At 52.1% G+C, this 21,759-nt stretch carries 27 protein-coding genes; 10 read left to right on the forward strand and 17 right to left on the reverse strand.

All coding sequences use genetic code 11. From position 1 onward, the window contains the following. Positions 1-23 precede the first annotated feature (23 nt). Entirely contained in the window at positions 24-161 is a 138-nt protein-coding gene (locus NTE_RS16395; RefSeq protein WP_158385124.1) for a hypothetical protein, read from the forward strand. 29 nt (positions 162-190) lie between these two features. Here the strand turns inward: NTE_RS16395 and NTE_RS04815 are convergent, their stop codons facing one another. The 3 genes from NTE_RS04815 to NTE_RS04825 are packed head-to-tail and all read right to left on the reverse strand — an operon-like array spanning position 191 to position 3,989. Continuing rightward, positions 191-1,441 (reverse strand): ABC transporter permease, encoded by a 1,251-nt coding sequence (locus NTE_RS04815; RefSeq protein WP_148699989.1) that lies wholly within the window; start codon positions 1,439-1,441, stop codon positions 191-193. Next, positions 1,438-3,255, reverse strand: a complete 1,818-nt coding sequence (locus NTE_RS04820; RefSeq protein WP_148699990.1) for a COG1361 S-layer family protein — start codon at positions 3,253-3,255, stop codon at positions 1,438-1,440. Before NTE_RS04820 ends, NTE_RS04815 begins: the two co-directional genes overlap by 4 nt. After that, positions 3,252-3,989 (reverse strand): ABC transporter ATP-binding protein, encoded by a 738-nt coding sequence (locus tag NTE_RS04825; RefSeq protein ID WP_226987188.1) that lies wholly within the window; start codon positions 3,987-3,989, stop codon positions 3,252-3,254. The genes NTE_RS04820 and NTE_RS04825 overlap by 4 nt, the downstream gene beginning before the upstream one ends. 126 nt (positions 3,990-4,115) lie before the next feature. Between NTE_RS04825 and NTE_RS04830 the strand changes: the two genes are divergently transcribed. Continuing rightward, complete coding sequence (locus NTE_RS04830; protein WP_075055745.1) at positions 4,116-4,256, forward strand: YHS domain-containing protein; 141 nt, start codon at positions 4,116-4,118, stop codon at positions 4,254-4,256. Here NTE_RS04830 and NTE_RS04835 read toward each other — a convergent pair. The 5 genes from NTE_RS04835 to NTE_RS04855 form a co-directional block, all read right to left on the reverse strand. Next, on the reverse strand, positions 4,248-5,186 hold the full coding sequence (locus NTE_RS04835) for an asparagine synthase C-terminal domain-containing protein (RefSeq protein ID WP_148699991.1): 939 nt from the start codon (positions 5,184-5,186) through the stop codon (positions 4,248-4,250). The genes NTE_RS04830 and NTE_RS04835 overlap by 9 nt on opposite strands. Before the next feature lie 63 nt (positions 5,187-5,249). After that, positions 5,250-5,681, reverse strand: a complete 432-nt coding sequence (gene mce / locus NTE_RS04840) for a methylmalonyl-CoA epimerase (RefSeq protein ID WP_148699992.1) — start codon at positions 5,679-5,681, stop codon at positions 5,250-5,252. Positions 5,682-5,727: 46 nt separating this feature from the next. Then, on the reverse strand, positions 5,728-7,335 hold the full coding sequence (locus tag NTE_RS04845) for an acyl-CoA mutase large subunit family protein (protein ID WP_148699993.1): 1,608 nt from the start codon (positions 7,333-7,335) through the stop codon (positions 5,728-5,730). A 20-nt stretch (positions 7,336-7,355) separates the two neighbouring features. Continuing rightward, entirely contained in the window at positions 7,356-8,279 is a 924-nt protein-coding gene (gene meaB, locus NTE_RS04850) for a methylmalonyl Co-A mutase-associated GTPase MeaB (protein ID WP_148699994.1), read from the reverse strand. Positions 8,280-8,323: 44 nt separating this feature from the next. Beyond that, positions 8,324-8,542: a hypothetical protein gene (locus NTE_RS04855; RefSeq protein ID WP_148699995.1), complete on the reverse strand. Its 219-nt coding sequence runs from the start codon at positions 8,540-8,542 to the stop codon at positions 8,324-8,326. Between the two features lie 110 nt (positions 8,543-8,652). Here NTE_RS04855 and NTE_RS04860 point away from each other — a divergent pair, with 110 nt between their 5' ends. Next, positions 8,653-9,105, forward strand: a complete 453-nt coding sequence (locus NTE_RS04860; RefSeq protein ID WP_226987189.1) for a cobalamin B12-binding domain-containing protein — start codon at positions 8,653-8,655, stop codon at positions 9,103-9,105. A 29-nt stretch (positions 9,106-9,134) separates the two neighbouring features. Here NTE_RS04860 and ilvC read toward each other — a convergent pair whose 3' ends face one another. Next, on the reverse strand, positions 9,135-10,136 hold the full coding sequence (gene ilvC, locus NTE_RS04865) for a ketol-acid reductoisomerase (protein ID WP_148699996.1): 1,002 nt from the start codon (positions 10,134-10,136) through the stop codon (positions 9,135-9,137). Positions 10,137-10,216: 80 nt separating this feature from the next. Next, complete coding sequence (locus NTE_RS04870) at positions 10,217-10,666, reverse strand: universal stress protein (RefSeq protein WP_158385128.1); 450 nt, start codon at positions 10,664-10,666, stop codon at positions 10,217-10,219. Between the two features lie 124 nt (positions 10,667-10,790). Here NTE_RS04870 and NTE_RS04875 point away from each other — a divergent pair, with 124 nt between their 5' ends. After that, entirely contained in the window at positions 10,791-11,405 is a 615-nt protein-coding gene (locus NTE_RS04875) for an HPP family protein (RefSeq protein WP_158385130.1), read from the forward strand. Positions 11,406-11,742: 337 nt separating this feature from the next. Here NTE_RS04875 and NTE_RS04880 read toward each other — a convergent pair whose 3' ends face one another. Beyond that, the gene (locus tag NTE_RS04880) at positions 11,743-12,075 is read right to left on the reverse strand and encodes a hypothetical protein (RefSeq protein WP_148699999.1); all 333 of its coding nucleotides are present in this window, start codon (positions 12,073-12,075) and stop codon (positions 11,743-11,745) included. A gap of 154 nt (positions 12,076-12,229) precedes the next feature. Between NTE_RS04880 and NTE_RS04885 the strand changes: the two genes are divergently transcribed. Both NTE_RS04885 and NTE_RS04890 read left to right on the forward strand, forming a co-directional pair. Continuing rightward, positions 12,230-12,724: a methyl-accepting chemotaxis protein gene (locus NTE_RS04885; protein WP_148700000.1), complete on the forward strand. Its 495-nt coding sequence runs from the start codon at positions 12,230-12,232 to the stop codon at positions 12,722-12,724. A gap of 39 nt (positions 12,725-12,763) precedes the next feature. Beyond that, positions 12,764-12,946 (forward strand): hypothetical protein, encoded by a 183-nt coding sequence (locus NTE_RS04890; protein ID WP_148700001.1) that lies wholly within the window; start codon positions 12,764-12,766, stop codon positions 12,944-12,946. A 110-nt stretch (positions 12,947-13,056) separates the two neighbouring features. On the opposite strand, the gene NTE_RS04895 is transcribed toward NTE_RS04890, so the two are convergent. The 3 genes from NTE_RS04895 to NTE_RS04905 all read right to left on the reverse strand — a co-directional run bounded on the left by NTE_RS04895 (position 13,057) and on the right by NTE_RS04905 (position 14,597). Further along, positions 13,057-13,428: a hypothetical protein gene (locus NTE_RS04895; RefSeq protein WP_148700002.1), complete on the reverse strand. Its 372-nt coding sequence runs from the start codon at positions 13,426-13,428 to the stop codon at positions 13,057-13,059. 83 nt (positions 13,429-13,511) lie between these two features. Next, on the reverse strand, positions 13,512-14,054 hold the full coding sequence (locus tag NTE_RS04900) for an ArsR/SmtB family transcription factor (protein ID WP_148700003.1): 543 nt from the start codon (positions 14,052-14,054) through the stop codon (positions 13,512-13,514). A 48-nt stretch (positions 14,055-14,102) separates the two neighbouring features. After that, positions 14,103-14,597 carry a hypothetical protein gene (locus NTE_RS04905; protein WP_148700004.1) on the reverse strand — a complete coding sequence of 165 codons (495 nt, stop codon included), beginning with the start codon at positions 14,595-14,597 and terminating at the stop codon, positions 14,103-14,105. 218 nt (positions 14,598-14,815) lie between these two features. Here NTE_RS04905 and NTE_RS04910 point away from each other — a divergent pair, with 218 nt between their 5' ends. Continuing rightward, positions 14,816-15,346 (forward strand): Dps family protein, encoded by a 531-nt coding sequence (locus NTE_RS04910; RefSeq protein WP_148700005.1) that lies wholly within the window; start codon positions 14,816-14,818, stop codon positions 15,344-15,346. A gap of 387 nt (positions 15,347-15,733) precedes the next feature. Next, positions 15,734-18,358 carry a spermine/spermidine synthase domain-containing protein gene (locus NTE_RS04915; protein ID WP_148700006.1) on the forward strand — a complete coding sequence of 875 codons (2,625 nt, stop codon included), beginning with the start codon at positions 15,734-15,736 and terminating at the stop codon, positions 18,356-18,358. Between the two features lie 24 nt (positions 18,359-18,382). Here the strand turns inward: NTE_RS04915 and NTE_RS04920 are convergent, their stop codons facing one another. Next, on the reverse strand, positions 18,383-19,471 hold the full coding sequence (locus NTE_RS04920) for a PX domain-containing protein (protein ID WP_148700007.1): 1,089 nt from the start codon (positions 19,469-19,471) through the stop codon (positions 18,383-18,385). A gap of 143 nt (positions 19,472-19,614) precedes the next feature. Between NTE_RS04920 and NTE_RS04925 the strand changes: the two genes are divergently transcribed. Beyond that, the gene (locus tag NTE_RS04925) at positions 19,615-19,893 is read left to right on the forward strand and encodes a nickel-binding protein (RefSeq protein ID WP_148700008.1); all 279 of its coding nucleotides are present in this window, start codon (positions 19,615-19,617) and stop codon (positions 19,891-19,893) included. A gap of 1 nt (position 19,894) precedes the next feature. Here NTE_RS04925 and NTE_RS04930 read toward each other — a convergent pair whose 3' ends face one another. After that, a complete protein-coding gene (locus NTE_RS04930; RefSeq protein WP_148700009.1) occupies positions 19,895-20,437 on the reverse strand; it encodes a hypothetical protein in 543 nt (180 codons plus the stop codon). Between the two features lie 105 nt (positions 20,438-20,542). Between NTE_RS04930 and NTE_RS04935 the strand changes: the two genes are divergently transcribed. Next, positions 20,543-21,247 carry a hypothetical protein gene (locus NTE_RS04935; RefSeq protein ID WP_226987190.1) on the forward strand — a complete coding sequence of 235 codons (705 nt, stop codon included), beginning with the start codon at positions 20,543-20,545 and terminating at the stop codon, positions 21,245-21,247. A gap of 53 nt (positions 21,248-21,300) precedes the next feature. Here the strand turns inward: NTE_RS04935 and NTE_RS04940 are convergent, their stop codons facing one another. Next, on the reverse strand, positions 21,301-21,747 hold the full coding sequence (locus NTE_RS04940) for a pyridoxamine 5'-phosphate oxidase family protein (RefSeq protein ID WP_226987191.1): 447 nt from the start codon (positions 21,745-21,747) through the stop codon (positions 21,301-21,303). Positions 21,748-21,759 lie beyond the last annotated feature (12 nt).

The following is a 21,759-nucleotide window of genomic DNA, read 5'->3' on the forward strand; positions in this document are numbered from 1 at the left end:
CTTCTGCGTATTATTATACCGACATGGACATGTCTGCGACGTGCGGAGCCTGTGGGAAAAAGACGCAGGACTATCCTGTGTTCTGCTACATGTGCAACGACTATTTCTGCTCGGAGGCCTGCCACATGACAAAGCACGCAAGGCCGTGGCAAAAATACTGACGATGGTATGCGTGTGTGACTCTGTGTGGCTATTCGCGCCTTAGCGCCACTATCGGGGCTGTCCTTGAAGCGCGCCATGCAGGATACATGCCGGCAAGCACCGACAATCCGACTGAAAGTCCCCATACTGTACCCATGTCCTGCGGCAAAAACACTGGCGTCATGTTCTGCGAGCTTGGGTCCTGCGACGCAAAGCCTGCGATAAGCACGTATCCTCCCATGATTCCAACGCCCATGCCGGCCGTAGCGCCAATGACCCCTATGGTCAGCGCCTCGACTAGAAACAGCACCAGGATAAAGCTGTTTTGCGCACCTATGGCCTTCATCGTGCCTATCTCCCTGATACGCTCGGTGACTGACGTGTAGAGCGTGGTGATTATGCCGACGGCACCTACCAGAAGCGCCACAAGCGCGATGCTGGTGGTAAACGAGCTAAAGCCTCCGATGAACTGCTGTATGGTCTCCAGTATCGCCTTTGGAGTGGTGATGCCAATGTCCTTGCCGTAGAGCCTGCGGATCTCCTTCTCGACAGCGTCGACAAAGTCTCCCGAGTCTGCCGCCACCAAGAGCGCGTCATACTTGCCTGCCTTGTGGAGCATCTGGTTGCCGGCGATGCGGTTGAACACGACGGCGTTATCGATCGTGGGGTTGCCTGTGGCCTTCATGATGCCCGAGACGACAAAACTCCTCGTCTCTTTTTCCTGCTTGCCCGTGTCAGGGTCGACAAACGTGTACGTGGCCCGGAGCGTCTGGCCTACCACTGCAAACGGGGTAGAGTCGCCGGGCGGGTTTGCCACCCTTTCTGCGAGAATTATCGCAGAGGGGTCGTTTTGCCGGATGCTAGAGCCTTCAAAGAACGTCGTGGTAGGGGCTATCACGTACAGCTTTTGCGGATCGATTGAAAACACGGTCGTATCGTGCTTTCTGCCTCCAGCCTCAAGCGTTATGGCGCCCTGGTACGACGGGATTACGTCGCTTACAAACGGGAGCGAGCGTATCCTGCTCACCACGGCCTCATTGAGAGTTATCTTTGGCACAGGCGGCGGCCCTCCTCCGAACGGGTCTCCTCCGCTCTGGGCCTGCGCGCTTGTCACAAACAGCACGTTTGGCGCAAGCTTGCTGAACTGGAAGCTGATAAAGTTGGAAAAACCGGCGGTCATGCCGTTTAGCGCAACCATGAGCGAGCTTCCAACTACCACCATCATTATAGTGAGGGCGGACCTTGTCTTGCGCTCCCTCAGCGCGTCAATGGATAGCGCAAAGATCTCCTTGATGTTCATTTGCCTGCGCGCTCTTTTTCTTCTTTCTTGCTGCCGCTGCCAAGGTGGCTGTCCAGCACTGACTCGATGTCGTCATTGCTGCCGCTGCCGTCGCCGTTCTGCTGCTTGCTGAACTGGAGCGTGTGCTTTAGTTTCGACTTTTTCCTCATGCGTATTACAACCACCGCGATTACAACCGCAGCGATTATGCCTGCAATGACTCCTATCATCATCGTGCTGCCTGCCTGGCTCTGCTGGGTGTTTTGCGCAGGTGCCTCTGGTTTAAAGTCGACGTTGGCCTTGATGTCCAGCGTGTGCTGTTCTCTCAGGCTGTCCTTGTACTGCACCTTTAATTCCACGGGGTACGTCCCTGCGCCAGTGTTGTTGGCGACATCAATTGGTATGCTGAATGGAAGGGGCGAGTTTTCCTGCAGGTCGCCAAGGTACTGCTGCGGCGGAAGCGAGTTTGCAAGGCCATGTGCGCTTGTCACTTCCACTGTGGTAAAGAGCGCAAGCACATTTCCTTCGTTGAGGAGGTTGCCCGTTATGTTGGGCACGCCTCCGATGTAGGTCACGCCTATCTCGTACGCCTTGACGCTTATCTCGCCATCGACGTACGTGCCGATGTCAAACGTCTCTATCTCTGGCTGCCCCGCCGATATGCGCTGGACAGTGAGCTTGAAGGTCGCCGCCTTGCCTATCATGTCGGTTGACGAATACACCTGAGTTGATATCTCCTGGCTTGCGCCGGGCGCAAGGTCGCCTACCGTCCAGCTGGTCTTGCCGAGGATCTTTATCTGCTCCGCAGTAGAGCTTATGGAAGCCACTATGTCTGACAGCTGCTGGTTGCCGTTGTTTGCAAGCGACACTCTCAGGTCCGTTATCTTGCCAGCTGTCATTATGGAGGAGTTGCCGACGGGCGTAGCGCTCAGTGGCGAGCTTGAAGACGTCGGCAGGATGATGAGGCCCACCGGCACAGTCGAGTTCTTTTTCTCGCCGTACGTGTTGCCGTACTCTATCTGGAGGGGAACTGTCTGCAGCGTCTCCCCTGCAGAGTTGCTGGCGTACAGCACCGGCTCTATCGTGGTAGAGTTTCCCGGCGTAATTGTTCCAATCTCAAACGATTTTTGCCCAACTGCCACAAGCGACGCCTGCTGCGTGGTGGGGTTGACGCCGGACGAGCCTGGAACGGTCACAACGACCCCTGTGGCCGGCGCGCTTCCCGTGTTTGTTATCTTTATCGCCACCCTGCCCGAAGTTCCCGGTGCGACTCCGCCTTCTGACGAAGCGTCAAGGATGACCTTGCCTGTCAGCTTGAACGGGACGTTGATGTCTGCAGTTCTTGGCGCGCCTGACTCTAGCGTTCTAGAATACTCTACTTTGAGACCAGAGCTGTAACTTTGGATTGACGCATTGTCAGAAACGTTCACCTGGAAAAAGAGCGTGAACGTGTTGCCTGCAGTGACGATTCCGTTGTACGTCGCAACCGCTTCGCTGGATCTGGAAGAAGATGTGAACCCCGACGGTAACGAAAGGGTTCCTGACACGGAGGTAATGTCTGAAAATCCCCTGTTGACAAGCGTCACCGCAAGGATGGACGAGCCGTCTCCCGGCGCGACTTCGACCTTGGAAAGCGGGGTGCCTGCCGGAGGCATGGTGGTTCTGTCTGTCCAAAAGGCGTCAAGGAAGACCGGCCCGCTTATATTGGCGTTTATTATGTCTGCCTCGCTCAACTGCGCCAAGGCTCCAAGCGGGGTACTGACAACAAGCGCTGCTGCTACTACTATTGCAGCCGCCATGACTGAAGGAGTAAAGGAGGAGTAGTAGTTTTTCAATTGTTCACTACCTCCTTTTCGACTTTGCCGTCGCGGATGTATATCGCCCTGTCGCAGGCCTCTGCAAGCTCTGGGTTGTGCGTGACCATCACTATGGTCCTGCGGAACTTGCTTGAAAGCATCTTTAGCAAGTCAAACACCTCGTTTCCAGTCTTGGTGTCAAGGTTTCCAGTCGGCTCGTCTGCGAGGATTATCGCCGGGTCGTTCATAAGCGATCTTGCAATGGCGACTCGCTGCTGCTGGCCGCCAGAAAGGTTGACCGGCTTGAAGCCGGCCTTGTTGCCAATCCCAAGCACTTCAAGCAGCTTTTCTGCCCTCCTCTGGCGCTCGGCGCTTCCCATGCCTGAAAGCACTCCGGGGAGCTCGACGTTTTTCAGGACCGTCGTCCTGTTTATCAGGTTGTACGACTGGAAGATGAATCCGATGAGGTGGTTTCTCATGGTGGCCATTTCCGAGTCTGCAAGCGCAAAGACGTCTATGCCGTTTATGTAGACCTTGCCCGACGTCGGCTTGTCAAGGGCGCCAATTATGTTAAGAAGCGTCGACTTGCCGCTTCCGGAGGGGCCGACTATTGCCACAAACTCGCCTTTTCTGATTGAAATGTTGACGCCGCGAAGGGCTGCAACCCTTCCGGCTGCCGAATCAAAGACCTTGGTGATGTTGTCTACCTTCATGACGACCGTCTGGCTGTCAGAACCTGCATTATTCAAAGCGGATTCTCTAGTGGTGTCCAATTATATTTATAGAAACAGATTAGTGGTAAATAAAGATAACTGACTGGTCAGTCAGTTTTTTCCTACCTGCCGTGTAGTTCATTTTCCAAAACAATAAATACACTTTTGCAGCGCAAAACGCCATAAATGCCAGTCGATCCCGTATGCGGAATCGAGATGGACCAGGAGCTTGCGGTCTCCCACGAACACAACGGCAAGACATACTTTTTCTGCTGTGAAGGATGCAAGCGCATATTCGTCAAAAAGCCTGGCAAGTACTCAAAGTGACGCAACAGGCGTCACGGGAAACGCGCCGCACGTCCTGCAGAACTTGCCCGTCCACTCAAAACAGCCGCCGCATTCCGGGCAGCGCCTGCTGCATCCGCCTGCTTCCTCTTTTGGCGGCGGATTGTAGCTGCGAAACATTGCGTAATAGTGCAGGTGCTCCTTGCTTCGCAGTTTAACGCCTTCCAAAAGCGCGATTTTTGCCCTGTTTGCGTACGTAGAGTCGTCTATCATGTCCTCGACGTATTTGTGGAACTGGTCGGTGCCGGCGCCCTGCTCCTGCGCCATCTTTTTGCGCCACGCAAGCCCACCGAGGTCGCGCTCAAAGCATTTCCGCAGGACAAACTTGCCCCACTTTTCTCCGTCGCGCTCGCCTACCTTTTCGCCTGCAGGCATCGACTTGGCGTACTCTGCAAATTCCCTGTCAAGGAATGGCGCCCTGACCTCGACGCCCATCTTTTCGCCAAGCGCCCTTGAGGAAAAATGCATCACTTGCCACAGGCGCGCAAGCTCTTGCCCAAGCTTCTCATAATCGCCATAATAGCGCGACAAATAGTTGTACCCTGCAAACAGCTCGTCGCCCCCGTCGCCTGTCACCACGGCGCGGTAGCCATCCTCCTTGGCCCGCAAAAGGGCGGCAAGTGCAACGCACGAATTGCGCACCTCTATCGGGTCAAACGTCTTGAAAACCTGTACAACGATATCGACAAGCTCGACCATTTTTTCAGGGCCAAATACTGCCTCCGCATGTACCCTGCAGTACTTTTGCGCAACCTGCCGGGCGTAGGCAAGGTCCGGCGCGTCTTTGCCAAGGGCTGCAGTCACGCAATACCGCGGCTTTAGGATGCTTGCAATGATTGCGCTGTCGAGGCCTCCTGACAGCAGGAGCGCGTCGGCGCGGTTTTTCTCTACCGCCTTTGCAAGCCTTTGCACAAGATCATCGCAATAGTAGTCCAATCTGCAAATATGGAAAAGGAGGGAGAGGGGTATTAGCCCTTACTCTGCGTTGTTGTTGTGATGGTGGCCGTCAGCAGCCGGCGGTGCCTCGCAGAACTCTGTCAGCACGCCGTTGAGCGATTTCGGATGGATGAACGTGATGCGCCTCCCGTACGAGCCGGTGCGCAGGTCGCCCAGCATCCTCATGCCCTGCGATTTTGCCCTGTCAACGTCCTTGACAATGTCGTCGGCGGTTATTGCGATGTGGTGTATGCCCTCGCCGCGCTCTTTAAGGAACTTGGATATCGGGCTGTCAGGGGACGTTGGCTCCATCAGCTCTATCCTTGTGTCTTCGAGCATGAGCATCGCAACCTTGACCTTTTCATTGGGCACGGTCTCGATCTCTAGGTGGTCGACGTTTAGGATCTTTTGGTAGTTCTTTAGGGCCTCGTCGACGTTGTTGACTGCGATGGCAATATGGTCTACGCGCATATATTCTTCTATTCCATGCCCCCATCTTATTAATTTCTCTTGCATTTTAGAACGAGATCTTGGGCTCGTACCTGCCAAAGATCCCGCGCAGGGTGTCGCTTATCTCGCCAAGCGTGGTGTAGCTCTTGACGCAGTTTATGATGTGAGGCATCAGGTTCTCGTCCTTTTCCGCGTTCTTTTGAAGGGTCGCAAGCGCCGCATTTACTTTTGCCATGTCCCTGCCTGCCTTGAACTCCTTCAGCCTTGCAAGCTGCTTTTTCTCAATCTCCGGGTCAATCCTGTTGAGCGCCGGTTCGACGTCGTGTGCGTCCTGGTACTTGTTGACGCCGACAATGACCCTGCTGTTTTCGTCAATCTCTCTTTTCAACCGGTAGGCATTGTTGCGGATCTCCTCCTGGAAATAGCCCTTTTCGATCGCCGCCATTGCTCCTCCCATCTTGTCGATGCGCTTTAGGTACTTCCACACCTGCTCTTCAATTTCGCTTGTCAGCTGCTCGACATAGTACGAGCCGGCCATCGGGTCGACCGTCTTTATCGCGCCCGTCTCGCTTGCGATTATCTGCTGCGTGCGAAGCGCTACCTTGGCAGACTGCTCCGTCGGAAGCGCAAGGGCTTCATCGCGCGAGTTTGTGTGAAGCGATTGGCAGCCGCCAAGCACCGCGGCCATCGCCTCTGTCGCAACCCGTACAATGTTGTTGTCCACCTGCTGCGCCGTCAGCGATTCGCCGGATGTCTGGACGTGGAAGCGCAAATGCTGGGATTTGGCGCTCCTTGCGTGGAACCTTTCCTTCATTATCTTGGCGTATATCCTGCGCGCCGCCCTGAACTTGGCGATTTCTTCAAAGAACTCCATGGTGCAGCAGAAAAAGAACGACAGCCTTGGCGCAAAGTCGTCGACCTTGAGGCCCCTGGCCGTACACGTCTCGACGTACTCGATGGCGTCTGCAAACGTAAACGCCAGTTCCTGCACCGCGTTGGAGCCGGCTTCGCGTATGTGGTAGCCGGAGATGCTGACTGGGTACCACTGGGGCACCTTTTTTGAGCAATATTCTATCATGTCGCCAATGAGGCGCATCGAGGGCTTGGGCGGGTAGATGTAAGTGTTTCTTGCGATATACTCTTTCAGTATGTCGTTCTGGGTTGTGCCCCGGAGCTGGTCGGGCTTTACCCCCTGCGATTCGGCGACCGTGATGTACAGGGATAGCAGCGTCGACGCTGTCGAGTTGATTGTCATCGACGTGCTGACCTTGTCGAGCGGTATGCCCTCAAAGCAGGTCATCATGTCTTTTATGGAGCTGATGGCAACGCCTGTCCTGCCTACTTCGCCCTCTGACATCGGGTGGTCAGAATCCCTGCCGGTCTGGGTGGGGAGGTCAAACGCCAGTGACAGTCCTGTTTGCCCCTTGTCAAGCAGGAACTTGAAGCGCTTGTTCGTCTCGTCGGCGCTTCCAAAGCCGCTGTACTGGCGCATGGTCCAGACGCGCTCGCGGTACATCTCCGGGTACAGGCCGCGCGTGAACGGGTACTTGCCGGGGTCCTCGTCCTTGAGGCCCTTGATGTCAGCCTTTTTGTACGCGCGCTTGACTGGGATGTTAGAGTCGGTTACTATCTTTTTTTTGCTCGTTGTTGCCGCGTTCTCTGCTGTTTTTGCCATCTCTTCTTTTCTCTCCTCGCCTACTTGAAGAGGCTTGCAGCAACCTTGTCTGCAGCCATGTACGGGTCTATCTCCTTTCTTGCAAGCTTGTCTATAAAAGCCGAATACTTTTTGTTCTCCTTTAGCATGGAAGCGACCTTTTGCGAGACAATGTCTGAAACCATGTCTTTCAACTCGTCCTCTAGCATCTTCCTCTCGCGTACTTTATAATTAATGCTTCTTTCCTTTAGCAATTTGTCAATATGCTGCGCTAGTTCCCTGACGCCCTTGCCCGTCTTGGCAGACGTCTTTAGTATGGGCGGCCTGCGCTCGGTGTCGCCTATCATGTCTACAAGGATGTTGTACAGCGGTCCTGCGCCGTCGATGTCGGCCTTGTTGACGACGTAAATGTCTCCAACCTCTGTCAGCCCAGCCTTGACTGCCTGCACGTTATCGCCGGTGTTTGGCGTAAACAGAACCACTGTCAGGTCGACCACCTTGGTTATCTCTATTTCAAGCTGGCCTGCGCCCACGCTTTCCACCAGAATCAGGTCATAGCCGGCAGCGTCAAGCACCCTGATCGCGTTCCGGAGTGACTTTGACACTCCACCTACTGCGCCCCTTGACGCCATACTCCTCATGAACACTTTTTCGTCATCAAGGCTGCCAAGCATCCTTACCCTGTCGCCCAAGATGGCACCTCCCGTTATCGGGCTTGTCGGGTCCACTGCCAGGACGGCAACTTTGTGGCCAAGCGCCTGGCACTCTGGTATCAGCCGTCCCACGAGCGAGCTCTTGCCTGCGCCGCCCGGCCCGGTAAAGCCGACGGTGCGCGCCTTACCCGTCTTTTCGAAAATCTCTTTTATTATCTGCCTTGACTCGGGCTCTTGATTATCGACTATTGAAATTGCCCTTGCAAGGGAGCGCCTGTCGCCCTGCACGAGGCCCTTTACTATGGGAAGCACGGGCAAGCTGGGTGCTGGATATTATATATCCTTAACAAATATCGTCAGGCCGCAAGCGATTGCGAGATCATCCTGGCAAGGTCGCCTTTTCCTTCCTTGGAATAGCGCTTCATGTTGGCGTGCAACTGCTTGCGCATTTGCTTGTACATCTTGACCTTGTCGTACGAAGCAAGATCCTGGGCATCTAGGCACTTTGCTAGCTGCTTGTAGATGTCCACCTGCCTCTTTACGCTCTCAACCTCTACTTCTGACGAAGAAGCCATCTGCACTGTAATTATTGCATCTTTATTATATATGGCTTCTAAACGGCGGACTTTATTCATCGCATTTGCAGTGAATAAATATTTTAAGAGGAAAAACTGCATAGCAGGTGATGTCGTCGTCAGCATCGTCTTCCACTGCCACTACTACCATGCAGCAGCAACAAAAGCCGATAAGGGTGCTAGTTTCCAAGCTTGGCCTTGACGGCCACGACAGGGGTGCGCTCGTGCTTTGCAGGGCGTTTCGCGACGCTGGCATGGAGGTAATCTATTCAGGTTTGTTCTGCACGCCAGAGCAGGTGGCAAGCATGGCAGTTGACGAGGATGTCGACGTGGTCGCAATGAGCCTGCTCAACGGTGCGCACCTGACGCTGTTCCCAAAGGTTGCCCGGCTCTTGAATGAAAAGGGCGCAGGGGACATACTGGTAGTTGGCGGAGGCATCATACCTGAATCCGACAGGAAGGAGCTTGAAAGCAAGGGCGTCACTGGCAACTTTGGCCCCGGAACGCCGCTATCCGTAATAATCAAGCACATCAATGAAAACGTAAAGAAGGGCAAGAAGTAACGCCTGCCTTTCTTGTTTTTGTAAAAAATCTAGGTTTCCTGGTCCGGCCACATCATCTTGCGGAGGTCCTTGCCGACCTTTTCTATCTGGTGGTTCTCGATGTCCTTCATGTAGCGGGCAAACGAGTGCTTGCCTTCCTTCTTGTACTTGCTGACCCACTCCTCTGCAAACTCGCCTGACTGGATTTCATTGAGCACCTGCTTCATCTTGTTCTTGGCGTCCTTGTCCACCACGCGGGGTCCGCGGGTGAGGCCGCCGTAGCGGGCAGTCTCGCTCACGCGGTTGTACATGCCCGTCAGGCCGTACTTTTGTACAAGGTCCGTGATTAGTTTCAATTCGTGGAGGCACTCAAAATATGCCACCTCTGGCTGGTACCCTGCCTCGACCAGCGTCTCAAAGGCGTTCATGACAAGCGCGTGCGTCCCGCCGCACAGGTCTACCTGCTCGCCAAACCAGTCAGTCTCCACCTCTTCCTTAAAATCAGTCTTTAGCACGCCCGGCCTTGTGCTCCCTATGCCCTTTGCCATTGCAAGGACACGATCCCACGCCTTGCCCGTGTGGTCCTGGTGCACGGCCACAAGCGACGGGATGCCAAAGCCGTCCTGGTAGAGTTCGCGGACGCGCTGGCCCGGACCCTTTGGCGCGACCATGATGACGTCGACGTCCTTTGGCGGGACTATCCACTTCCAGTGGATTGCAGCGCCGTGCGAAAATGACAGCGCCTTGCCTGCCGTCACGTGCTTGGCGATGTCGCGCTTGTAGGTCTCTTCCTGTTCCATGTCGGGGATGAGGATATGGATAATGTCTGCAGCCTTTGCGGCGTCGGCAACTTCCATGACCTTGTGGCCTTCTGCCTCTGCCTGCTTCCAAGTCTTGCCTCCCTTTCTCAGGCCGACTATTACGTTGAGGCCTGAGTCCTTCATGTTGGAGGCCTGGGCGCGGCCCTGGATACCGTAACCGATAACCGCTATTGTCTGCTTCTTTATTGGGTCAAGCGATACCTCTTTGTCAAGCCATTTTTTGGCGGGCATGTATATGTCGGTAAAAAAGTCTCCGTCTCATGTATATTATTGTATGGACATGATGACGATAATGATCGTTATCATCGTCATCACTTTACTATCATGACTGAGCACTGGCAGTTCCTTGTCACCTTTTCTGACACGCTCCCGATGAGCATCCCCTTGAGGAACCCTAGGCCCCTCCTGCCGACTATCACAATGTCTGCGTTGGTTTCTGCGCAGTATTTGCAGATTGCGTCAGAGATATCGTCTGCCCTGACAATTTCAGATCTTATCTTGTTCTTAAAAGTGAACATGTTGCTGCCCACCACCAAAGATTCGTGCAGTCTTCTTGTCTCCTCTTCTGCTTTTTGCAGCTTGTCGTGGTCAATTCTGCCCTCGGTGTCGGCGATGTCGCTGTTCTTTATCACAGTGAGCACTATGGTCTCGCAGCCCGTGGCGTTTGCCAGGCTGGCGGCAAAGCCAGCGCATTTTCTGGAATTTTCAGAGGAGTCGACTGCAACTATTATGCGCCTTATTTTTTCTCCGGGACCTTCCATGCTTCTTTGTTGCTGTACTGCAGGACACATGTTCTACTACATTAGCGTTGATAAACTATTGATTGCACGCGCTTGCAGGCGATGGAAAGGCACAAAAATCGTCAGCGTCTTTTGCCGGGAGTTTATGAGCGCAACCAGCAGCCCTTCAGGGCGCGGGCAGAAAAAAACTACAGGCGTTTTGCGCGCGTTGTTAAAAGCGTATGCCCTGAAAATAGGAGGCAACGACCGCGCCCCTCCGATCAAAATTGCGGCCAAAAGCCAGCTTGTCCCTTCGATCGCGTCGCTTGCAGGTGCGCTTACTGGCATAGTGGCGGTCGGCTTTATTGCCTCTTATTTTTCTCTGCCTCTTCTTATTGCGCCTTTTGGGGCATCAGTTGTTCTGCTTTTTTCCGTCTACGACAGCCCGCTTGCGCAGCCGCGCAACACTGTCGTTGGGCATGTCCTGTCTGGGTTGATTGGGGCTGCTGTGGCCCTGCTGCATGCCGCGTATTTCGCAGGCGGCGAAAAATACGTCTTGATGGCCATCTCTGTTGCAGTCTCTATCTTTGCGATGCAGATCCTGAGGCTGACGCACCCGCCAGCCGGCGCGACTGCGTTTTTGGCGTCAACAGCGGTAACCGATGCTGGCTCTCTTGCCTGGTTCATGATCCCTGTGGCTGCCGGCGCCTTGATTCTTGTCGCAGTGGCAATTGTTTTTAACAATGCCATCCCAAAAAGAAGGTATCCCGTATACTGGTAGTAATGGCCTTTTGAGCCCGTATAAGTACAGAATACATCTTGGAGGAAACTTTTTTACTTTTTTAGCGCGTACAAGAACAATATCCTGTGAAATGGCGGCCCGGGCTTCGGCTCCGTTCACCGCAGGTCGCTATTGCGGTAAAGGGGGCAGGCCAAACACGGAGCTGGCCCATAATAGCCCCTTTACCAGCAGGCCTCACATTGCCCGCAAGCTTTTGAAATTCCATTGACGGGGCGTTGAAAAACCACGACGGCTCGGCTCCGCCTGCAGTCTTTGCCTCCCAGCCGCCGTCGTTGTTGCTGTCTATTTTCCTAGTGCACTGAGCATCTCCTCTGCCTTAAAGCGGCCCAGCCACAGTAGGGAGCAAAAGCCCTGCTATTGCGGCAAATACCCAGATTATTACTGCCACGGCCAGCGACTTGAGCCATCCCATGCCGTACAGCCCCCTGAGCGCAAGGAGCCAAACGAACCCGCCTATTATTGCGGCCAGCCAGCCCGTGCCGAACAGGAAATAACTCACAGAATAGACTATTGCGCCGATTATTGCGGCCAAAAAGGCGCGGCCTATCCCCTCTTTTTCTCCGAAAAGCTTTGTAACGATATAGATTATGACCGTCGAAACGATGAGGCTTATGACGAAGGAAATGGCATAAATGATTTCATTGGCCACGCAGGTTATTGTCACTTTTAATAATAAAGAGTTTGATTCAATACCACTTGATCTGTCCAAGCAGCAAAAACAACCAAAGGGCATGTTTAAAACGCTCTATTATTTTTCATTATAGCATCTAAACTCCTTAATAATTCAAAGTCGACATTTTAACATGGAGACCTCTTCAAAAAGAACAACCACGCTTGCGGGAAAGAGTCCCGAAGAGATAGCTGAAACGATAAAAAACATTGCCAAAAACCTGCGCGAATCGTCCATGCAGATAAGGGAGACTGTAAGGACGCTCAGGGAAAGCGGAGGGTTGCACGAGATAAGCGAGGCAGTGAGCTTTGCTGCAATTGCCGCCAGGGATACTGCTAGGGACATTAACGAAACAGCCAAAGAGCTGCAGGAAAAGGGCGTAATTGACAACACCGTAAACGCCATAAACGAGACTGCCAGCGCCACGAGGGACACTGTAAAGCAGTTCAAAAGCCAAGCCAGCAAAGCGGCTGAAGACCTGAAACCGGCCAAAAAGGACCTTCAAGAAACGGGCAAGGATCTTAAAGAGATAGGACAGAGCGTAAAAGAGTCAGTAAGCGATATGCCAAGCGGTAAGCAGGCGTCCGGCGCCGGTGGCAGGGCAAAGAGGGAAAAAGAGCCTGCATAGAAAGAAGGAGACAGGGCACCCTGTGGTGAGAAAAGTATCTTGAGCAAAGAAACCAAGAATCCTACAAAGCGGGATCAGGCGCTTAACGATGCAACCGAGGGGCAGTTTGGCAAAGAGCCCCGTCCAGAACCTGAGCCAAACGTAGGAAAAAGAAAAGATCCAAGCAGAAACGCAAAAGATGCTAGAGAGAAGGCCAACCGCGAAAGATACTATGCCAAGTAATAATGATGATGACATGACCGGGCCTTCCTGCTAGCTGTGCCGATCGTCGGTCTGAGCGAGAGCCGGATTCGATGACGCGGCTGGCAAGGGCTTGCGCGTTTTTTAGTATTTCAGAGCCGCCCTGTTTTTTCAGGCAGGAAAATGATCCTTCTTGTGTCGTACGGAACACTGGCATATTCTGCTGTCGATCTCTTCTTGCGCATATCTAGTATCTTGTTAAAAATTCTCCGGCGGAGCTTTCCATACTTGTTGCTGTTTGAGTAAATCTTTACCTTTTCTTTGCAGTGCTCGCAAATGTTTTTCCTCTTCGAGACTACGAGGTTGGTAAGCGGGTATATCCTATTGCATGATGAGCACCAGTAATAGATCAATCCTCTTACTTGGCGCGCATCAAGCGAATCGAAATCTATCGCTTCCTCTGCGCACACGTCTTTTGCGATCTCGATCAATTCTTGATTGGGCTCGATAAAGATCTGATCCATGGTTCGATATGTGATATCGGTTAGATAACTCTAATGGAGTCCCGCTCTATTCAAATGACATGTCATATTTGCCTGTACGAATACTAGAATTCTATCAATTTCTCCTTCAGAAGCGCCTTTACTGCTTTCGTATAGATCTCGTATATGATGCCCTCGTCGCCGTAATCAATTTCCGTGTTGACATAAGGCCCTGCGGCCTCGATAAGGTAGGCCGACAGGTTTTTTGTGATGAAACTGGTCAATTTCTGGTCGCGCATGAGCGATTGGTTGTTCAACGCCAGCATCGAAATGATCCCCCTTTCTCTTTCCAGGCGCGCGGCATAAAAATAACTGACTACATCCCTTGGAAGGGAGTTAAAATCATAGAGCTGGAGGTAAGAGTTTGCAGCAAAGAATTTCTGAACTATGCCGTGCGATTCCACCTCTTTTTTCACTATGCTGACGAGGTTGTGCTGCTTTAGTATCTTCAGGTGGTGGTTGAGCGCAGCTTTGGAAAGTCCCAGCTCCTCTGCAAGCTGCGTCTGGGTCATAGGCCTGTCCCGCAGCATCATGAGGATGGTCCGGCGCATTGTATCTGTCATAGCCCTTGCCACCACCTGATCACCTATTATCTGGACGGCCTTCATAACCTCACACGCAACAATTAGAGCGTTCTAAATGTTGTTTCAATCTGCCTATGTCACGGTATCCTTTAAAGAAGATATTTCTTTGACGGTCTCGTTCACGTTCTTTATGACCCCGGATTTTCGTGAATCTGATATGGCTAGCTTTAATTCCTGCACGAGTTCCTTTACTGCCTGCACCGTTTCCTTTGAAGCCTGCATCACTTCGCTGTTGTTGCCTCCTGCCGCACTTCCAAAGGAATCCATGACGTTTCTTGCGGACTCGGACGTTTTCTTGACCTCGTCAAGCACGCCTGATTCCTTTAGTTCTTTGAACGTGTTTTCCATCCTAGACGCCGCATCCTGCATCGACTCGGCAGTGAGACGCATGTTCTCCATGTTCTTGACCATCTCGGGAGTAGAAAGAGCCTGTATGATCTCTCTGACCTCTTTTGTGGTGTCCTTGATCTTGTCAAGGGAGCTTCGCACTTCGGGAGTGCCTATTTCATGAATTATCTCAATAGCATCTGACGCCGTCTCCCTTATGTCCCTTAGTTTTCCGCTCATACAGGTTATTGCCGGATCTAATAATAATGACTTTGGGACGAATTGCGCAGGTCATTATTCCGTAGAATAGAGAAAAAGGGCAGAGCTGGACTGCCGGCAGCAGATGCACATATGCGCATGTGTATTATTTTTTTGGATTTCCTGTAATGTATGCATGTTTTTTTGCAAAACAATTTTTCCCCTTAAACTCTTTTATATTTTTTAACTCTCTATTACACATGACCAAACAAAGTCTAGAAGTTTCAAGGCTCATACACGCGGACAAGGAGCCAAAGATTGGCATTCCAGAAAAAGACCGCGAAGGTGTCATCAGGATTCTGACAGAGTTGCTATGTGACGAATATGTAATGTCTGCCAAGACCAAGAAGTACCACTGGAACGTAGTCGGGCCGGATTTTAGCGAATTGCACAAGTTCCTTGAGGAGCAGTACGAGGAAGTGGACGAGATCGTAGATTTGGTGGCCGAAAGGATCCGCTCGCTTGGTGGCCAGACGATCGGGACCTTGACCGAATTTATCCAGTACACGCGCCTGAAGGAGGACCCTGGCAGCTATCCTGACGCGCATACAATGCTTGCCAACCTCCTGGATTCACATGAAGCAACCATCCGCATCCTCCGGGGCAATGTCGATGAAACCGACGAAAAATTCCACGACATGGGCACCAACGACTTTCTCATAGGCCTGATGGAAAAGCACGAAAAGATGGCTTGGATGCTAAGGTCTTATATGGTTGAAAAGCCGCGCTGACCTTCCTTCTTCCTTCTTTTTTTCTGTAAACTGCAAAAATAACATCGAGCCGAGCTTGAAAAGTTGGTTGTGCATATGAGCCAGCCGGCGAAACCGTTTTGCGCAGGTTTTTTGTTACGCCCCGTAAAAAAATATACACGCACGCGCGCCGATGAGGGCTGGCCATTCAGGCACTACGCCCCCACCCGCGGAGGGAGATAACCTCTGCCAATACTAGAATAGGAGAAAATAAAAGGGTTTAACCCACACCCGATAAAAGGCTGCATAGCGCTGCTACTCTAAAAAAATTCTGCCGCTTTCCTATAGACTCGGACTTCGTTTGCTTAAACAATGATTGCTGCATAGACTTTCAAAAAGAGAGAAAAGAAAAGGAGAGAAAGCGCGGATTTGCTTGATTATAGTTTAAAGACGAATAGGAACATGCTGGCCTTTCTGATGGCTGTCCTGTTCTTTGCATCCCTCAGCACGGTGCTGTTTGAGCTTGCTCTGACCCGCGTATTTTCCATAATACTGTGGTACGACTATGCGTTCATGGCCATCTCTGTCGCGTTCTTTGGGCTTGGGATAGGCTCGCTCCTTGTCCACATGCAAAAGGATTATGGTAACGGTACGCAGCATAGGGGCGGGATATGGCGCTGGCTGTCGACGCCGCAGACGATGATGACTCCTGCGGCGCTTGCAAAAAAGATAACCGAACACTCTATCGCGTATGCAATCTCGGTGCCCCTGTTCATTCTTGCAATCGCGCTAATCCCGCCTGATACGTCGTACATCTATGTCTTTTACCTCATATCGTCGATCCCGTTCTTTTTCGCAGGGTCCATAATGGCGCTCGTCTTCTTTGCCATGCCCCGGCAGATAAGCAAGCTGTACTTTGCAGACTTGGTGGGCGCCTCCTCTGCGGCCCTGATGCTTGACCCGCTGATGCTTGGCCTGGGGGCAGAATCGGTACTCTTGCTGACGTCGCTTCTGGTCGCAGGGTCTGCAATCATCGGTGCGCTGCTGCTCCTGAGGAATGGCAACAGCCGCCAAAAAGCAGCAGGGCCGCCGGAAGCAATGGTGATGACGAAAAGGTCGAAAATAACTGCCGCCGTAGTCCTTGCAGGGATTGCCATCCTGCTCGTGGTCAGCAGCCCTGCCGCAATGGCCGCGATGCAGCCGCAGGTGGCCAAGGGCATCGACACCTTTGCCAAGGTTCACCCCGGGCCAAACAAAGGACTGTACTGGCAGCTGAAAAATCCGGCCTTTGAGCACCTGTCTGCAATGTGGAACTCGTTTTCAAGAGTCGATGTAACAACACAGCATTCCCTTGAAGGAGTCGACGTTGGCGCCGGCACGCCTGTCCGGAGCTCGCACGAGCTTGCGCACATCATAATAGACGCCGATGCTGGCACGCCGATATACGGATGGTCAGGCGACAGGGCCGACCTTGCATGGATGCGCGATTATATGGACTATGTTCCGTACAACTTGACAAGGGCGGGCCACGTCCTTGTGATCGGGGGCGGGGGCGGCGAGGACATCATGATGGCCCTTGCAGGAGGCGCTGACAAGGTGACTGCTGTCGAGATAAACCCGTTGATAGTGTCTGCAGTAAAGCGCTTTGGAGGGCCGGCCAACGTGTACGACAACCCCAACGTCGACCTGTTCATAGATGACGGCAGGCGCTTCATCAGCTCAACGATTGACAAGTATGACGTGATAACGATAAAACTGGTCGACTCGTGGGCGGCGCAGCTTGCCGGGGGCTACGCCCTGTCAGAGAACTACCTTTACACGGTAGAGGCGTTCCAGCAGTACTATAGGCACCTGAGCAATGATGACGGGATGCTGGTGATGATCCGCTGGAACTTTGAGCTTCCCCGGCTCATGCCAATAGTGGCCGAGTCGGTGGCAAGGGAGACCGGCCAGAGCATGGAAGACGCAAGCAAGCAAATAATGGTAGTAGAAGACCGTCCCGGACTGTACTTTGGCCGCACGCAGGACTCTCAGCAGTACTATCCGGTGCTTGTCATGGTCAAGGCTTCGCCCTTTACCGACGAGCAAGTGAACCTGGTGAAGCAAAAGGCCGAGGCAGGCCGCGCAGACGTGACGATGCTTGCAGACTCGATGATAAACCCGCCGTACGACAAGCTGTTCTCAAGCGCCAGCACTTACGGCGACTATGTGGCGGCATCCTCGCTTGGAAACCCCAAGGTCCCAACTGACGATTCGCCGTTCTACTTTGCAAAAGAACCGGTGCCGCAGCAGATGGTGATACTGCTTGAAACCGTGCTTGTAATCTCGGCTGCACTGTCGGTTATCCTGGTGTACCATGCAAGAAAGACCGGGACGAAATTCAGGCAGAGGGGAGAGCCGGGAATGACCGCGCGCACGGCCGGCTTTGTGATGTTTGCGGTGTTTATCGGCCTTGGATTCATGATACTTGAAATCACGTTCATACAGAAATTCCTGCTGCTGCTTGGTACCCCGATAATGGCCCTGACTGTGATACTGTTCTCCATCTTGCTTTCAAGCGGCATCGGCGCGTACGTGAGTGGCAGGATGTTCCGGGACAGGCCGCACAGGGCAGTGTTTGTGTCAGTGCCGATACTTGTGAGCATCATACTGTCTTACTTTTTCTTCCTGCAGGGCATAATCGATTCAAGCATCACTATGGAACTTTCTTCAAGGGCCGCCCTTACCTTTGCACTGCTGTTTCCCTCCGGCCTGCTGATGGGGTTCCAGTTCCCTGCGCTCATAAGGATGGCGTCTACGCCTTTGCGCTTTGCCAACGGTGCGCGCGAGAACAAGAACAACAATAACACCACTCTCCTCTGGGGAATAAACGTGATAGCGTCCATACTGGGGACCGTGCTTGCCGCAATGCTGGCCATGATAATAGGGTTCAACGGGAACCTGCTTGTCGGCCTTGCGATGTACGCAGGTGCAGGAGCGTCGGCGCTATTGTCGTTTGTAGCCGGAAAAAGGTACTATGCAAACCAAGCTCCTCCGCTGACAGAGCGCGAATAAAATTTTTCTTTTCTCCCTTTCTCGTTATTTGTTGTCCGCGTCTGTCTTCCAGTCGCGCCTGTAGATCTCGTCTCGAAGTTTCTGTCCTTTAAACATGTGAAAATACGCGTTTCTTACCTTGCTCTGCCTTTCAAGCTCTGCCTGTATCCACAGGTTCTCAAACATGGAGTAGTACGTAAAGACCGTTGACTCGCTGTTAGAATACGTCGCAAGACCCGTGGCGTCTGAAAACGTGCTCTTGGCATCGTCGCTTACCTCAATAGCAAGCGAATAGGTCTGGTCTATCACAAGCGTTGTTATCTTGCTCTTTACGGCTTTTTCAATGAATGCCACGTTGATGCGGTCATGTTTTTGCTTGATCTTTTGCTTGTAGGTGTCCTTCATCGTTTCGTCGTCGACCTTGACCAGCACCTTTACGGCCGCCCCTCGGCCACTTGCCTCTCCAAGCAGGTCCAGTATGCCGTCCTTTTCTGCCCTGTAAAAGGAATTGATGGTCGAAAAGAGGATGAGGACGTCAAACGTGGCAGAATCTATCAGTGCCTTTGCAAGATGCAGCGCCTTGGAAGGCTCTCTTATTGTATCGATGAATTCGCTCTGGATTCCTCGCTCTATTTCGCGCAGCTTGTCCTTTGCCGGAACCGTCCTGCCAAGCAGGCTGTCAAACAGGTATTGCTGCATCCTGACAAATTGTGGACGCCTGGTCAAAAGCGCCTGACTAGGGTGCCCTTCTTCGCCGCCATCTGCGTGACAGATATACATAGAGCCGTCAACAATGCAAAAACTGCTGGCAATTTGTCCTTCCGCATGGTAGACATCTGCATATTTTATCAGCTGCTTTAAAGCCGCGGAAGTATCTTTTGTGATGCTGGTGATGACGCGCAGCTGCAAGTTCTTTTTCTTGAGATCTGCAAAAAACACCGCTAGCTGTTTTGCATTTGCTGCCTGCCCAAACCTTGCAAGAGGGTCAAGGCAGAAATCAATCTTGTTTGATGCATCTGACAAGAGGCTGAAAATAATAGTACCTGGCTCGTCGGCCAGTACGACAAATTCCTCGTTGTCAGCAACGGGATCGCTGTACGACGATGGTGGTAATGATGATGATCCTCGGCCCAAACAAACTCTCTGCCTGTTCCTTGGAATGCTAAAGATATAAAGTAGCAGTGCATCTTACGTGAAATTTTCATAGCAAGGACGATACTAAAATTAACTAAATACATGATAGCAAGCCTTATATTCTAAATTTCTGATAACTCCCTGTGCCCACTTTTCTTGACGTCCACAAGGTGCCATTCAGCGAATCAAACCTAAAGGAACTGTGCATGTCTCCAACCGACGAGTTTGGAGTCAGACACGTCAACCTTTTCTACAACAAGGATTCCGGCGTGTGTTTTTGCTTGCTGGAAGGACCCGACATGGATGCCATTGAAAAGCATCATTCAAAGGTCAACATCAAGTGCGAATGGATAACAGAAGTCACGCTGGCTCGGCCGTCCCCGCCGCCTGATAGTTCCGACAAGCCGACAACAACAGCCTAGCTTAGTCGCCTTCAAACCGCTTGTGGTTTACGAGGTCGTGCTGATTCTGGAATTCCTTGCCGCACTTGTCACATATGTAATTTGATTGCGTCGTGGGAGGAATCTCTGGATAGTCTTTTCTCTCCTCGCTCTTGTTTGCAACCTCTCTTTCCTTTATGCCCCCGCCGCGTATTTTCTGCCTTGCAAAGTTGGGACGCTTTCTTGTCTCGTCAGATATCTGGTACTGCTGCTTGTACTTTGTGCCGTTTTCTTCTATTATCTTGCGAATGTGGTACGCGTCCTTGAATGCGATATAGCCGTCAAGGCCTTCAAACAATCCAATAATGTCTTGGTCTTGTGTTTTGTTTCTGACGTGCTCTAGGATCTTGTGCTTAAACGCCGGAAATTGCAAGTCTTTTAACTTGCCAATCGCGTCGTCAATAAAATCGTCGTCTCCCCTTGCGACTCGCTCTATTGCGCGGTTGATTTTTTCAGTATCAACCATTGAACGGTGGACCGCAGAATCAATGGTATCCTTGCTGCGGTCCGGCACACGTCTCGTCATATGCGTTTTATCCGCACCGATTTTTAAAAACAGTTTCCAGACGGCCTGAGCAGGGCGCGGAGGTCGCAGCAGGCAAAAATAATAGCCTTCTTGCGCCTATCTACATTGGTGGTGGACAAGCTGTTTGTCGCAATCATTGCAGCAGCAAGCCTGATATCAATAGCGGTGGTTGCGGCTTTTGCATCTGAAGTACTGCAGTCATCGTCGTCATCATCTCCATTATTATCGTCGCCAGCTATGCAGCAGAATAATAAAGAACGGGTCGGGTTTTTCGCTAGTACAAACAACAACGATAACAACAACAGCAGCCTCATAGTTGACCAGAAAGGCGACGCGAGGCCAGACCAGCAATACAAAACCAGCATAGTGCCTGCCGTCATGGGGTATCATGATATCCTGTGGGCCGATGTCCGCAAGACTGCCAATGGCGATGATGATGGTACATTTCTTTTGACAGCCGGCCTTGCCGGCGATCCCAACTTGAATGAAAAATACGAAACAACGTACGTATGGCACATCATGACTTCTTTCAATCATGTCTACACGGTAATCTTGCCAAATTTTGCGCCAGACTCTGGTTTTGCCGCAAAGGGATGGTACTTTGCCGTCTACAACAATACTGGCCAGAAATACACGGTTCCAATGACGCGCATATCTTTTGACATGCCCAGAGACCGGGTTGAATTTCCACTAGAAGCGTCGCTCGTAGGCAGCCCGCAGTCGTTCCACTACTGGGTGAGCGTGCACGTGAGGGTTGACAGCCAGAATCTTGACAAACCTCCTGACTATTTGATGGATTACGCCCCATGATAGCTTCTCTCCAGTGCCTGCAAAACGTGGAAAGAGGATGCAGTAGTCTCTTTTTACATTGCCTTGCCAAAATCCCACGCAGAAAAGAATTTCGGCGTGATCTGGATCACAAGCTCTGTCCCGTTTCTGGTGTTGTCCATCAGCATCTTTGCCAGCGGGTGCTCGAGCGTGCCAAGGTACTTTAGGTTTATCTTTTCCACGATTGCCAAGTTCTTTTGCCTGTCTTCAGATATGCTTGCTTCTCCCCTTCCCTTTACTCCCTTGTATGGAAAGTTCTCGTCGTCGATGGAAAAGTAGATCTTGCCCGGGTTTCTCCTTATGTTCTGAATCTTTTTTGTCGTCTTTTGTGTTCCTGTGTATATCTTGCCGGATTCCTTGTCATAGTAGAACCAGATAGGCTGGATGTTTGGATAGCCTTCTTCGTCAATGGTGGCTAGCTGAATGTTGAGCTTGCTTTCAAGAAATCTTTCAACTTCTGCTTCGGTGACAGGACTCGGCATGTCTGGCATAGC

This window comes from Candidatus Nitrososphaera evergladensis SR1, assembly GCF_000730285.1.
GTDB lineage: Archaea > Thermoproteota > Nitrososphaeria > Nitrososphaerales > Nitrososphaeraceae > Nitrososphaera > Nitrososphaera evergladensis.

Coding starts and splice junctions, on each gene's coding strand:
- ilvC (WP_148699996.1), bottom strand. CDS start 10,136: ATGCCCGCCAAAAAATGGCTTGACAAAGAGGTATCGCTTGACCCAATA.
- NTE_RS04910 (WP_148700005.1), top strand. CDS start 14,816: ATGACCAAACAAAGTCTAGAAGTTTCAAGGCTCATACACGCGGACAAG.
- NTE_RS04940 (WP_226987191.1), bottom strand. CDS start 21,747: ATGCCGAGTCCTGTCACCGAAGCAGAAGTTGAAAGATTTCTTGAAAGC.
- NTE_RS04930 (WP_148700009.1), bottom strand. CDS start 20,437: ATGACGAGACGTGTGCCGGACCGCAGCAAGGATACCATTGATTCTGCG.
- NTE_RS04855 (WP_148699995.1), bottom strand. CDS start 8,542: ATGGCTTCTTCGTCAGAAGTAGAGGTTGAGAGCGTAAAGAGGCAGGTG.
- NTE_RS04845 (WP_148699993.1), bottom strand. CDS start 7,335: ATGGCAAAAACAGCAGAGAACGCGGCAACAACGAGCAAAAAAAAGATA.
- NTE_RS04895 (WP_148700002.1), bottom strand. CDS start 13,428: ATGGATCAGATCTTTATCGAGCCCAATCAAGAATTGATCGAGATCGCA.
- mce (WP_148699992.1), bottom strand. CDS start 5,681: ATGCGCGTAGACCATATTGCCATCGCAGTCAACAACGTCGACGAGGCC.
- NTE_RS04905 (WP_148700004.1), bottom strand. CDS start 14,597: ATGAGCGGAAAACTAAGGGACATAAGGGAGACGGCGTCAGATGCTATT.
- NTE_RS04815 (WP_148699989.1), bottom strand. CDS start 1,441: ATGAACATCAAGGAGATCTTTGCGCTATCCATTGACGCGCTGAGGGAG.
- NTE_RS16395 (WP_158385124.1), top strand. CDS start 24: ATGGACATGTCTGCGACGTGCGGAGCCTGTGGGAAAAAGACGCAGGAC.
- NTE_RS04875 (WP_158385130.1), top strand. CDS start 10,791: ATGAGCGCAACCAGCAGCCCTTCAGGGCGCGGGCAGAAAAAAACTACA.
- NTE_RS04860 (WP_226987189.1), top strand. CDS start 8,653: ATGTCGTCGTCAGCATCGTCTTCCACTGCCACTACTACCATGCAGCAG.
- NTE_RS04870 (WP_158385128.1), bottom strand. CDS start 10,666: ATGGAAGGTCCCGGAGAAAAAATAAGGCGCATAATAGTTGCAGTCGAC.
- NTE_RS04885 (WP_148700000.1), top strand. CDS start 12,230: ATGGAGACCTCTTCAAAAAGAACAACCACGCTTGCGGGAAAGAGTCCC.
- NTE_RS04900 (WP_148700003.1), bottom strand. CDS start 14,054: ATGAAGGCCGTCCAGATAATAGGTGATCAGGTGGTGGCAAGGGCTATG.
- NTE_RS04830 (WP_075055745.1), top strand. CDS start 4,116: ATGCCAGTCGATCCCGTATGCGGAATCGAGATGGACCAGGAGCTTGCG.